The sequence below is a fragment of the Spirosoma arboris genome, from assembly GCF_009754945.1.
Classification (GTDB): domain Bacteria; phylum Bacteroidota; class Bacteroidia; order Cytophagales; family Spirosomataceae; genus Spirosoma; species Spirosoma arboris.
Map to the genome: position 1 here is coordinate 1 of NZ_WPIN01000015.1, position 12,233 is coordinate 12,233.

Here is a 12,233-nt window from a genome sequence, read left to right on the forward strand (position 1 = left end):
AATAAACGATCCATGGCTATCCCCGGGGTAAGGCAAAAGGTATCGGAAATCAATCAGTTAGGGGGTGGGGTTGTCTATCAGGGCACCCAGCGAATACCCGCCTTATCTCCCATTGCCCGTTATACTCCACATCGCATGGAATATGGGGGGGTAATTAGTAATGCGGCCAATGGTGTTGCTCCCATTGATTACGGACAGATGCAAAGAGTCCTTGTCAACGCCATCCAGTCCCTGCCAAACCCGATTGTTGATGTTGGCAATATCCGCACGAAGGTGAATCGGCAAGTTCGGGTGGAGAATAAAGCCAATATTAAGGGGTGATCAAAAATCCTTTAGGGATTCTTTTTCTTTTTTTGTTTTGATGGCTTCAGCTTTTAACCATCCCTGCCTTTCGCATAAATTTAATCCAATTGCTTTGCTTGGCTGTTCGATAAAAAAGCCACGAGAAGTATTAATATGACAGGCTTTGTCGTACACAACGCTCGTGTAAGTAGCGGCTAGTATATCATTATTTCGCCACGTAACTAGCCTTTGTACACCTATATATGAACTATTATTGTCTGAAGTTGGGCAATCTGATTCTATACGACGAGTTTCCTTAAAGCCAGGTCCGTATTTTGTTTCAATAGCTTTAGCAATCTCAAAGTACCATTCTGTTTCGAGCTTTATTAAAACCTCATCCCTAAACGTAAGAAATAACGATTGAAGTTCTATTCCAGACACTTGGTACTTACTGATATAATAAACTATTACAAATGGGCAATGGCTGGCTTTCTCTGAAATGCCTTTTGCATTTTCTAGGTTAGTTTCTATTTCAACTATAAGACTCTTGCTATGAGGGTAATCTAAGTCAGAACTTTTGTTACTCCTAATAACTTTTATATTCAATTCGGATGCTATATTCTCAATAATTTTGATGTTAGATTGGCCAATCTTAAACGGACCAATGCCTTCAATTTTATCTTGACCTAGAGCGTAAAAAGAAAGACTAAATAATATTACTGTAAATATATTTTTCATAATCCTATAGTTAGTTAAAAACAGCAAGTGTTCGTTCGTATTGGCATTGAAGCTCAGCAATATTCTCCTTTAATTGAAACTCGCTATCTGTCAGGCTGAATTTATCCTGAATTAATTGATCAATTAATTCACTTTTTTTGTCACCAAGCGTGCGAGTCTTTTCTAAAAGATCAAAATATTTTTGGATAGTTCTTGCATCCATTTCAACCGCTTTCTGAATTTCGACTTTAGCTTTAAGCGAACGAATGGCATAAGTAATTATTACAGCAACTACCAACCACCAATAAGACACCATATGGATAAAAGTTAAATAAAGATTTTTGCTCAAAGAAAGCAAACCACTGATAATTAATACTCATATAAGTAAAAATCCCGGCCATATCGACCGGGATTTTTGTAAAAATGAACTATATGCTAATATGTCTCCACGTTTGCTCATGTTTGATATTATAAATAGTCCTAGGGTTTATAAAAGGGAATTGCTTCGCTATTTCGACAGGTTGTATACCCTTTGATAAGTCGTTTTTTATTTGCCTAACATGAGTTGCGGTTAATTTAGTCATAGACGCTTTTTCACCGATTGCTGGAGTTGGCTTCCTTATGTACTCGCCTTCCCCTAAGCCTGTTAAATGCCTCCAAGTAAACCCGGTATTAATTCCATGAATACACTGGTAGGTAAGGTTATATTTTTTTGCGCATTCATATGTATCGACTCCATTCTTTAGTGATTCGATAATCTCGATAACAACAGATTCTGTTAACTTAGAAAATCGACACTTTTCTCCTTTTACATGCCAGCCCTTTTTTTGCTTACGGGGTTTAGTCACTGGAATCTTCTCCTTTTGGGGTATAGTATTTTGAAAATCTGCCCAAAGGGGAGACTTCTCCAAAATAGCTATATCATTTTCAGATAAGTCAATATGCCCCTGAGACCTGCCACTTACAATATCCCTTGCCGAATGTCTACCAAAATACCTTCCTATTGAGGTCAAGGAGGCGCCCTTTTGGTGTAAATATTTAATCTGCCTTACCTCTGCTTCTCCTATTCTCTTACCCTTAAATCTGCTAAATTCAGGTAACTGTATAGTATCAATTTCATCTTGAGTTGGCTCAATTCCTACCCAGCATTTACGCCTTTTTATGAAATTGATACAAGAACGCGTAACCGAAAAATATCTCGCCACTTCACCCATAGAGCGACCTTTAATCAAATAGATTCTTATTAATTTCACTTGAGCTTCGGTTAGTTTAGACATATTATTATACTCACCGAACCGTAAATTAATAATAGTAGATTTATCAACTACGTACAATTCAGGCTCATTAGGCATATTGCCATATCCATATGAAGGCTGCCGGGGGTCCTTTTGAAGATTATAACCATTCAATCTTTCTGTTGACTTGAATTTTTGAATATTTTCAAATTCAACTTCTAACAGTCTCGTTTTTAGGGTCTCTACCGGCTCGTTTGCAAGAGGCTCAATAATCTGTAATATATTGAAATGAAACGAATTTTCTCCATCCCTATAGTAAGCGTTCTGTAAGCCCTTATTAACATGAGTTTGTCTTCTCAACTGTGACTTGTGACCATTAAAGCGAGGCTTAAAGCGAATAGCTGACCCTATATACACCTTACCATTGACAAGGTTGCGAATCTCATAGATACCAGCCGCGTTGTATAGTTCCTTTGGAATGTTGTTTTTCATGACTTTTAATGGATAGAAAGACCCAGAGCTGGCAGGCTTAATTCCAGGTGCCAAATCTGATACTGGCAGAAACTTAACTGTTGAGCGGGCGCGTTCTGGGCCTGCAACTGACTCAACAAAGCCTGCCATTCAGCCAGTTGGCGACGTACCATTGACAGGGCGTCCTCAACAGGGGTTGACGAAGGTTCTTCCTGAGTTGCCTTGGGGGGAGTAACCAGTAGAACCTGTCCGCTCCCAAACACTTCCTCCTCTGTAGTGCGCAGGGCTGCTAGAATATCCTCACGAACACGCTTAGTAAACGTTTTAGCTTGAAAATAGTCGGTTATTGTTGCCTTTGTTTTATTTAATTTTTGAGCCAGCCATACTTGGGGGATTTTCCGTTGGTACATATAGGCTTTAAGTAAATGGCCCTCAGGTAAAGGTGGAGGGAGAAGGTATAACGGCTTCATATACTCTTCATGACTAACCCCTAGAATACGTAAAATATTATCTAAAACACGGGGGGTTACAATGGCTGACCGGGTTTGGCTGCCAACAGCCTGCGCAGTTACTCCCATTTGGTGCGCTAATTGCTTCAGAGGAATCTGGTGGAAGTCCAGGTAATTTCGTAAATGCCGGCCTTCATGAAATACCTCTTCATTGGGCTCCAGCGGCTCTTGTTCACTGGGCTCCTGTGGCTCTTGTTGGTTTGAATTCATTGTTGAAAAAATGCTGGTTAGCTCCCCCTCAATTACATCACGCAAATAATCGCTTTGATAGGGAGTCATATTATACTTACCTATACCGATATGGAAAGACCCAGAGCCGGCAGGCTCAATTCCAGGTGCCAAATCTGATACTGACAGAAACTTAACAGTTGAGCGGGCGCGTTCTGGGCCTGCAACTGACTCAACAAAGCCTGCCATTCAGCCAGTTGGCGACGTACCATTGTTAAGGCGTCATCAAGGGGTGGTGGGACGGAAGGTTCCTGATGGACCACCTGTTGAGTTGTAGTGGATAAAGGCTGTCTATCTCCAAACACGTTTTCATAGGTAGTGCCAAGGGCTTCTAATATTTCATCCCGGACCTGTTGTTTTAGCGTTTTACTCTTGAAATAGGCGGTTATTGCCGGCTTTGTTTTATTTAACTTTTGAGCCAGCCATACTTGGGGGATTTTCCGTTGGTACATATAGGCTTTAAGTAAATGGCCCTCAGGTAAAGGTGGCACAAGGCTATGTAATGGCTTCATATAGGCCTCACGACTAATCTGCAAAGCAGTTAAAATTTTGGCCAAAATGCGTCGACTTATGGTTGGAGAACGGGTGTAAGTGCCAATAGCCTGCGTAGTTATATTCATTCGTTCCGCCAGTTGTTTATGCGTAATTAGATGAAAGTCAAGAAAATTCTGCAAATGCCTGCCTTCGTAAAAATACCCTCCATCGAGCCAATCCGGCTCTTGCTGATCAGAATTCATCGAGTTTGTAATGTTAAAAAGTGGTCTCCCGTACGTTTAAATGTACTTAGTAAGATACGCATTTTTTACGACCTTTTTTCTTCGTTTTCCGGCGTCTTAATTGGACCGGATACGACTCCGTTTGCTCATGGCAGGAATGGCACAAGGTTCGCCCATTGGTAATATCCCATAGGGCAAAACAGCCTAAAGCCTCTGCCAGCGTCGTTATTTTATTTTCCTTTACCAGACTTGACAGGGCTTGTTTATGGTCGGCCTCGATGACCCGTTTCCTGCCATTCCTTGCCCCGCACAATTGGCACTGAAAACGATCCCGAATAAATACCGCCCGTTTCCACTGCTCGTATTCGGCCAGTCGGCGAATCAACTTAATGAGAGCGGTTCGACTAATCGGCGTTTCCATTAGCAGCGAGTCGTTTAGCCTGAATTAATAACCGCTCAATCTCAGTCTCACAGTAAGCAATCGAAGCAGTTGAATCTTCTTTATCGGCTTCTAACTGATCTTTCAACTCCTGCCATTCGGATAAGTGGCATTCTATCAATGTCTGAACGCTGATGTGTATATGTTCCATGTAAAATCGAGGGTTTGGGCTCCAACCCCCGCTGATTGGTTAGCCGGTTCGTAGCCCACTGGACACTACAAGCGGCTAGTAGGAAGAGGACGAAAGGCAGGGCGAAGGGTTGGAGCGTTTTGAGGTTCATTTTATTAGTCTTCGTTGTAATGGAGTTCGGCCATGACTAGCGAGTACAGGCGGTCCAAGTGACCGTATCGCTCAACCGCATCCAACAAACTCTCCGTCCCCATCCGTACCAAACGATAGACACTAATGCTGTACACCTCGAACATGCGCTTGTAGAGGTAGTTGTAGGTCTCCTGGGTGGTGGCCTCATGATAGCCGCAGTATTCAATTACGCGGGTATGGATAAGCTGCCGCAAGGAGGAGGAGGGGCTGCCCGCCGAACTTCTTCGGGAGGAAGGGGGCAGTCCCGGAAGACTCAGTTGCTTACCGGAACGGCTCGGTTTGGCCGAGGGGGGCTTCTGACCATGCATGATACTGTCCACATCCAGGCGTAGCTGATTAAGCATCTGCTGGGTGTCGGCCATGAGTTGCACCTGCTGACTCACAAGCTGGATTAGGACTTGTTCGGTAGAAACTGGAGCATCGATGAGTTGGCGGAGTTGCTTTTCCTTTTCAATGAAGTAGCGCCGTGCTTCACGCCCTTTCTCATTGTTTTCCACCATGGCCAACTCTTTAGCTGTATCTAAGGTTAATGCGTAGTCCAGTTCAGGTCTACCACCTTTTTCTAAACTTTTAGAAAAACCTTCTTCAGCTATAAGCACGTAGTCTTCATTCTCCAAAAGCTTGTACTTAATGATCCGATTCTTAATCCAGTCGGCAAACTTGGACTTGATCGACAAAAAGCCATGTAGCTCCCGAGCAGAAACAACGGGAGAACCTTGCACTCCTGTTGTAATGGAAATAAGCTCATTCATCGTCTTCCCGTTGAGTTTGAACAAGACTAGACTCTTCAATTAAGAAGGCTTCGTGACAACTCTTGAGCCGAACCAAAAAAGTAGTCAGGCTTAGGATTGTAGAGAGACTGTCTTTATCTCCTGCTGATAACCAGGGAGAGTTGTGAGTGTGTTGCATCCACCCCATGCAAATATTATTTATGGCCGGGATGGGAGTTGTCGTATTCAAATAGTCGCCGATTAACTCAAGCAACGACTCCAGATATTCCGATGCGCCGGGGTGGTCCGCAATTCGGTGAAAATAAGCCCTCCGGTCATCACCGGGGACAGGGGGTTGGGCCGCATTTTGGGCCGGTGGTGTAGACGGGATTGCATTATTCCCCCTACCCACGTAGTTTTGCTCCGTGTTACACATAACTCGAAAGGTTTAACTGTTACACATCGCCCCTTCGCTCGTTCTGCCAAGTCTGTAGCGTCGGGGTTTTGCTTTATTATTGACTATCAAATCGTTACATACGGTCCAGCGGGCAACCTCCTCGGTACTATATCGCCTTTTCTGCTCCTCATTGACTTAACAAATATAAGAAAAGTAAAGATATATCTTTACTTAATTGGCAAATTTTTTTAACCTAATTTTATAGACAAGGGAGTGTCTAGGGCAGTAGCAATTTTTTGCAATGTCCCTAATGTAAGATTTTGACGACCTGTTTCGTAGCCACTAACCGCAGCCTTGGTCACCCCAAGTATTTGTGCAAGCTCTAATTGACTTAAGCCTTTTTTGATACGAGCTTCCCGAATCAATTGTCCTACCTGTTCTGATATATCCGACATTATAATGGGTTGTATATAGAAGCACAAAAGTAACGTCCTTACATTCAGTTGACAAGAAGTTCCGTATAAGCGGCTAAGAGAGACGACAAATGCTTATTTACCCCGGCTCGCTCATTACGCGTAGCTACATCATTTCGGCCAGTCAGTGTAGTGCAAACTACTTAGCTTGGTATTCAAAGTATATACATGTATTTGCGTGACATTCGTGGCTTATAAAATTTTTTTGATGTTAGGCATGCGGCTATGGTAAGTATATTGTTCCCTATATCCTATAAGTAGTGAAATGATAGTTTTAAAAAGTAGATTTGACAACATTGCAGTAAATGTATTAATTATCAGGCTTTTACTTTATTAAAACCACACTTTTAGAAATCTTTTCAAGTTTTATATGTTAAGTACTATACTGTCCAGAAAGGGTGTAATTTTGATAGTTATACCTGCATTTGCTATTTTCCTTCAATACTTTATTCGTTTTATCTTAAACAAAGACTTAAATACAATTGGTATTACACTTGGAGCGTTAGGAGTAGGCCAACTATTGCCATTCTCGTATTTTGACCACTTTATAGCAAATAAGGTCTTGGGCATAAAACCCTCTTATGCTTATACATCTAATAGGTTAACTATTTCATATGATTTAAGCGCCAATGTAGAAGCACATAAGATAGAGGAGTTAAAGAATCTCTTTCATATAGCTACTTTTATCAATTTGGCATTGTTTGTGGTTATAGTATACTGCGGCATCCAAGGCATTGTTTATCTACATATATTTTTTGGTACCCTTAGTTGCGCAATAACCTGGTATCTAATCTTATTTAAAAAATGATAGACTCGTTCGTCATAGCAATAGGGTTCGGATTAAGTATGGCCCTTGTTTACGTAGCTTACCAAATTTCACATAAAGCTCGACAACTTAACGTTGGAGAATCTAAGCCTGAAATTAGCGTAACTAATATAACTCCCCTAGCGAATATAGATACTACTGAGAAACGATTAGTATTCCCTAGCAGTGCTAAAATATTGCCAACCCAAGAGAAATGGCTTGTTAGCCATACTAGAGCAATCAGTGTAGATGATATTGAAATTTACGACATAGTAGTTGCGCAGCAAAGAAATATGATAATCAGTGTGCTCTCTAAACATTTTGAAGGAATCGCTAGGCATAATGCCTATGTATCAGAAATTGAACTTCCAAAAATGAGAATATTGTTTGTTAATCAACTACGAATAAGGTTAGACGAAAAAAGTGACTCTATTTATATGGACACTGATAGATTAGATGCTTTATATAAGATTATAGGAAACGTACAGTATAATGAGCAGTTAATAGATAAATTACAACATCGTAGAGTAGACCGATTTGTCAAAGAAGTGTCTTCCTTACATTCCATGTTATTAAGGTTTTTGATGTTTACTTTTTCTAAACGGTATAATGAGAGTCAATATAATATGGATTTTGGGTGGCAAAAATATGAGTTGCCCCCTTATACGTTTTCCTTAATAGAAAACGGAAAAGGTATAGAAGAAGTGATTATCGAATAAGACAGGGCGGCAATAGAGCCGGTTAAAAGCAAAGAAGAGGTTAAGGTCAGTAAAGAGGGTTAATTCACTTCGTTCCCAACCCCTCGCTGGAACAACTCGCCATCAACAAGACAATCAGTAAGCTAATTGACCGATAGACTGCTTTCATAATAAATCGTTATCAGTAATGACTCTTAAAGGGTGACCAAAGTAGTAAAAGTATTGATTTGCGTTTTCTTTAGCCCGTTTATTCAATGTATCTACATGTTTTGACTCCACTTGAGTACTATCCAATTCCTCATTTTTCCAGTATATACTCAAGCCTTTAGCTAAAGCTTACCCCTTCTTGTCGAATTGAAGGTGCATATAGTAGATTCGTACAGATAATAACTTGTTTGTCTTCACGAAAAGAAGCTAAAATGAACTCTCGCGTGCCGCCAGTGCTACTAACTATTATAGTTGAGAATACAAATTATGCATATGTAAATAGCCTCAACCCTCAAACCATTAGAGAAGAACTTGAAAAATGGATAGAAAGAGGAGATTTTGAAAGGATAGATATGGACCTGCCAATTATACGCTATAGAAACCTGAAGCCGAAATCCATTCAAGGAAAAGGCGAGGATAACGAGACTTTTCTGATTATTAAACATCCGAACGAATCATTACAAACTATTAAAATAGTATAAGTGCAACATATTAAAAAAAATGAGCAAGATCGCATTGTTTCGCAGAAATTCGATTGTACAGGGACTGTTAATATTGTTGTTTTTTTTGCCCAATAAATTAGTTGCCACTACAAAGGATAGCACCCAAATCGAAGAGTTAAAGAAAAAGGTTTCTCTTTTTGAGACTGATAATAAAATATTGTCCGAACGAATTGGTTCAATAAGTACCGCTAATGATAAAATACTGTCAGCCTCCTATTTTCTCATTGGGTCAGTTATTGCCTTATTAACTATTGTGACCTTTTGGAACGGGTTTCAAAACTGGTTAACTAATACTAGAAGATTAGAGGAAATAAGCCTAAACGTAAGAGCTATTTCAAAAAATGATATTAATGAACAAATTGAGCAGCTGAAGAAATTATTTCAAACCAAAAATAATGCTGTTTCTATGGAGGAATTTCAGCAACTTAAAAATAAATTCCCTTTTTTAGAGAGAGATTATCTAGAGTTAAAAATAAGATTTATAAAGTCTCTATTAGTTTTTTCAACCTTTCACGATACATCAAAAGATGCCAATTTTGAACACTCTAGACTTGAAGAATGGCTAATAGAATCATATAGACTATATGAAATTAAAGGTTTCTTTGGTTAATCTGAAGTGAGTGCAGCACTTAAAGCCATTCTTAATTATTTAAATAAATATCCTGATTTATTAGACTATGAAAGAACACCCTTAGAAGAGGCCTTGAAGAGAATTACAAACGAAGTATTTCAAGAAGAGGTGCAGAAAATAAAGGCAAAGTTATCAGATTGAAGAATAGTAATCAGTTATGGAAAATCAACCATCTCGTACATTTAATAGACTTCATTTTACAGACCTTGACCCCCTGCGTTTTGAAGATCTATGTCTTAATGTTGTGTCCCGTATTCAGGAATGGAAGGCGTTGAACCATTATGGGAGAAAAGGTTCAGATATTGGTGTAGACATTCACGCGGTACAGCAAGTGGATAAAGAGGAGAGAGTTTGGTTTATTCAATGTAAGCGATACACTTCCATAGGTAAGAACGATATTACACACATCATTGATGAAGTAACTAGAAATCCATCCCTGCCTTTTAAATTATTAATCATTATTTCGTGTGATTTAACTCGGGCAAACCATGAATATGGTAAGGAATACGCAATACAAAAGGGAATTATTGAAACGGAAATTTGGACGGCTAGTACTTTAGAAGCCAAACTCTATAAGGATTATAAGGATCTACTATTTGTATATTTTGGCGTGAAATTAGAGCGTACAGTTAAAGACAATGCCGCCCGTATACGTTACGGCTTAGCAATGGAAAAGAAAGTTGGGAGGGACCTTATTGACCAAAAATACATGAAGGACGGCAATCATTGGAGAACCCTTTCTTATGAGCCTTTTCATAAATTTATATCGCATAAATTTTTTTTTGCATTCTGTTGACGATACGACCTATCCCGAGGGCAACGAAAACTCAGCCTGGGGAATGGCATTTTTCTACGATACATATCACAACGGAATTGAGGTTTATATTAACGCAGGTATAGAAATAACAATCATAGTGGATGAAAAAGGCAAATGGGAAGTACTAACAGACTATTACGATAAGCGAAAGAATGATTCAAGATATACGGCTATAAATGCAATAAAAATTGGCCGAATACCTTACTATAATATTGTGGGCTATAAAGTTGATGGGGATGAATATTATCAGAATCCCCATATTTATTGTAAGTACAGCTTTGATGGATCACCTTTTGAAAGTGTTTACTATAGGAGGTTAGGCATAGCAAGAGATAAAGTGTTTCCGCATGATTTTGACAAATCAAATGAAGTAAAGTTTGATAAGTAATAAAAAAGCCTACTTCTAAGATATGATAGATAAGGACAAAAGAAAATGGTCTTTAGATTTATTAAAATCTAGAAAAAGATATTATAAATTCTGGATGAAATTGCAATGTAATCAAATACAAAAAAAACATTATTATAATGACTTTATCTATCCCCTCTATACTAATAAGACCATTCAATAATTAAATTAGCAATATAATTTACGTACTCTTTGAGTTATACAATCAATCCACACATGCCAAACGAATCGAAGCAGATAAAAGAACTCGTTCAAATGGAAAAGCCTAATGAAAGTATTGTCATTTATAAAGGCATTTTTCAACTTATAACGGACGATATCGTAATTGAAGTAGAAGGCAGCTTAACATTCGAGTGGTTTCCTAGTATAGGTAGTAGGTTTACTGGCAATGTCGTAACGGAGAATAGTAAAGTTAGGCAGTCGGTCCAATTTAGAGTATATGATCTTATTATCGATGGATTACCAATTGGACAATGCTTTGTTAGTGTAATTATTTCATCAGATGCACTTTATATAGAAGGTGCAATGAAAGGTTTAACAGTTATAGGGGACAAATCCGTTCCTGTTTCAAAGGTGACTTTTTCAATTGCTAATTTAAAGGAATTTTATGGTAGCGCGGTTAAAACAGAAACTGGATATATAAGTGGTCGGTTATTATTTGAAAACGAAGGGTATATAATAAAAATAGATAAGCTCACTGATTACTCAGAAAGACATTTCATGTTGCGCAATAAGGGGGGATACTTAATCCTATACACTGGTGAAATAACGAGTAGGAAAGGTTCGATTAAGCGATCAGACATACATGAACAACTAATTTTATTGTCCGCGTTTTTAAATTTTTTGAACGGTAGACGATGCTCGCCTATTTTTAGAAAAGGTGTTTTTGAAGATGATATTAAATGGTGCGACTATACGGCTTATCATGTAGATCAATTTAAGTTTGTTAATTCTTGGGCTCCTCCCAGTAAGTCTAGTTTTGATGCTATTTGGGGCGAATTTTGTAAGCTTTGGAAAGATACAAATAACCGACAGTTTATGACCGATGCTATTCATTGGTATACTGAAGCAAATAATCAATCTGGCCTCGTTGATGGTGCTATAATTATGGCACAAACTGCACTTGAACTAATCTACAACTGGTTGTTAGTTGAACAAAAACGTTTTATAATTGGAAAAGATGCAGAAAATATCTCGGCAGCAAATAAAATCAGACTTCTCATTTCTTTACTTAAGATAAGTAATAATGTTCCGCCTTCTTTTAGGGAGCTTAATAAATATATTGATTGTGCAGCTGAAGAAGTACAAGATGCACCAGATGCCTTTGTGCAAATTAGAAATGCTTTAGTCCACTCTCAAGCAACGAAAAGGAGAAAGGTAGCCGAAATGAATGATATGCTAAAATATGAGTCACTACAATTAGGCTTATGGTATGTAGAATTATCTTTATTATACATATTAAATTATAAAGGAAAATATATAAACCGATGCAATATTTATACCGATAGAATAGAGATTGATGTTCCTTGGGTTTAATATTGCCGTCGATTGAATTTCTGCTGCTATTAGCTAGTCGTTTTTTGTTTGATTTTTATTTGTAATTAATTAGTTTTTGCATAATAACCAACTTGGTTAACTCCGGTGATTTATATAAGCCTTGCTCCTTT

Annotated in this window: 18 protein-coding genes; 8 read left to right on the forward strand and 10 right to left on the reverse strand. The window is 38.6% G+C overall.

All coding sequences use genetic code 11. The features are described 5' to 3' along the window. Window positions 1–321: hypothetical protein (locus tag GO755_RS29510; RefSeq protein ID WP_227687136.1), on the forward strand; the 321-nt coding region annotated here is incomplete at its 5' end. On the opposite strand, the gene GO755_RS29515 is transcribed toward GO755_RS29510, so the two are convergent. The 10 genes from GO755_RS29515 to GO755_RS29555 form a co-directional block, all read right to left on the reverse strand. Then, entirely contained in the window at window positions 322–1,020 is a 699-nt protein-coding gene (locus tag GO755_RS29515) for a hypothetical protein (RefSeq protein ID WP_157589034.1), read from the reverse strand. Window positions 1,021–1,030: 10 nt separating this feature from the next. Then, entirely contained in the window at window positions 1,031–1,315 is a 285-nt protein-coding gene (locus tag GO755_RS29520; protein ID WP_157589035.1) for a hypothetical protein, read from the reverse strand. Window positions 1,316–1,427: 112 nt separating this feature from the next. Continuing rightward, window positions 1,428–2,726, reverse strand: a complete 1,299-nt coding sequence (locus tag GO755_RS29525) for a GIY-YIG nuclease family protein (RefSeq protein WP_198174978.1) — start codon at window positions 2,724–2,726, stop codon at window positions 1,428–1,430. 5 nt (window positions 2,727–2,731) lie between these two features. Beyond that, window positions 2,732–3,424 (reverse strand): hypothetical protein, encoded by a 693-nt coding sequence (locus GO755_RS41050; protein WP_198174979.1) that lies wholly within the window; start codon window positions 3,422–3,424, stop codon window positions 2,732–2,734. 80 nt (window positions 3,425–3,504) lie between these two features. Beyond that, on the reverse strand, window positions 3,505–4,179 hold the full coding sequence (locus tag GO755_RS29530) for a hypothetical protein (RefSeq protein ID WP_157589037.1): 675 nt from the start codon (window positions 4,177–4,179) through the stop codon (window positions 3,505–3,507). A gap of 46 nt (window positions 4,180–4,225) precedes the next feature. Further along, the gene (locus GO755_RS29535) at window positions 4,226–4,579 is read right to left on the reverse strand and encodes an HNH endonuclease (protein ID WP_157589038.1); all 354 of its coding nucleotides are present in this window, start codon (window positions 4,577–4,579) and stop codon (window positions 4,226–4,228) included. Then, window positions 4,563–4,748 (reverse strand): hypothetical protein, encoded by a 186-nt coding sequence (locus tag GO755_RS29540; protein ID WP_157589039.1) that lies wholly within the window; start codon window positions 4,746–4,748, stop codon window positions 4,563–4,565. Before GO755_RS29540 ends, GO755_RS29535 begins: the two co-directional genes overlap by 17 nt. A 134-nt stretch (window positions 4,749–4,882) precedes the next feature. Continuing rightward, a complete protein-coding gene (locus GO755_RS29545; protein WP_157589040.1) occupies window positions 4,883–5,671 on the reverse strand; it encodes an antA/AntB antirepressor family protein in 789 nt (262 codons plus the stop codon). Continuing rightward, window positions 5,664–6,065, reverse strand: coding sequence for a hypothetical protein (locus tag GO755_RS29550; protein ID WP_157589041.1), 402 nt, complete (start codon window positions 6,063–6,065; stop codon window positions 5,664–5,666). The genes GO755_RS29545 and GO755_RS29550 overlap by 8 nt, the downstream gene beginning before the upstream one ends. A gap of 209 nt (window positions 6,066–6,274) precedes the next feature. Next, on the reverse strand, window positions 6,275–6,481 hold the full coding sequence (locus tag GO755_RS29555) for a helix-turn-helix domain-containing protein (protein WP_157589042.1): 207 nt from the start codon (window positions 6,479–6,481) through the stop codon (window positions 6,275–6,277). An 864-nt stretch (window positions 6,482–7,345) separates the two neighbouring features. Between GO755_RS29555 and GO755_RS29560 the strand changes: the two genes are divergently transcribed. The 7 genes from GO755_RS29560 to GO755_RS29590 all read left to right on the forward strand — a co-directional run bounded on the left by GO755_RS29560 (window position 7,346) and on the right by GO755_RS29590 (window position 12,102). Further along, the gene (locus tag GO755_RS29560) at window positions 7,346–8,023 is read left to right on the forward strand and encodes a hypothetical protein (protein WP_157589043.1); all 678 of its coding nucleotides are present in this window, start codon (window positions 7,346–7,348) and stop codon (window positions 8,021–8,023) included. A 398-nt stretch (window positions 8,024–8,421) separates the two neighbouring features. Next, window positions 8,422–8,691 carry a hypothetical protein gene (locus GO755_RS29565; RefSeq protein ID WP_157589044.1) on the forward strand — a complete coding sequence of 90 codons (270 nt, stop codon included), beginning with the start codon at window positions 8,422–8,424 and terminating at the stop codon, window positions 8,689–8,691. A 19-nt stretch (window positions 8,692–8,710) separates the two neighbouring features. After that, window positions 8,711–9,322 carry a hypothetical protein gene (locus GO755_RS29570; RefSeq protein ID WP_157589045.1) on the forward strand — a complete coding sequence of 204 codons (612 nt, stop codon included), beginning with the start codon at window positions 8,711–8,713 and terminating at the stop codon, window positions 9,320–9,322. A 6-nt stretch (window positions 9,323–9,328) separates the two neighbouring features. Beyond that, window positions 9,329–9,484 (forward strand): hypothetical protein, encoded by a 156-nt coding sequence (locus tag GO755_RS29575; protein WP_157589046.1) that lies wholly within the window; start codon window positions 9,329–9,331, stop codon window positions 9,482–9,484. Between the two features lie 16 nt (window positions 9,485–9,500). Further along, window positions 9,501–10,139, forward strand: a complete 639-nt coding sequence (locus GO755_RS29580; RefSeq protein ID WP_157589047.1) for a restriction endonuclease — start codon at window positions 9,501–9,503, stop codon at window positions 10,137–10,139. A 43-nt stretch (window positions 10,140–10,182) separates the two neighbouring features. Next, window positions 10,183–10,548, forward strand: coding sequence for a hypothetical protein (locus tag GO755_RS29585; protein ID WP_157589048.1), 366 nt, complete (start codon window positions 10,183–10,185; stop codon window positions 10,546–10,548). A gap of 234 nt (window positions 10,549–10,782) precedes the next feature. Continuing rightward, a complete protein-coding gene (locus GO755_RS29590; protein WP_157589049.1) occupies window positions 10,783–12,102 on the forward strand; it encodes a hypothetical protein in 1,320 nt (439 codons plus the stop codon). Window positions 12,103–12,233 lie beyond the last annotated feature (131 nt).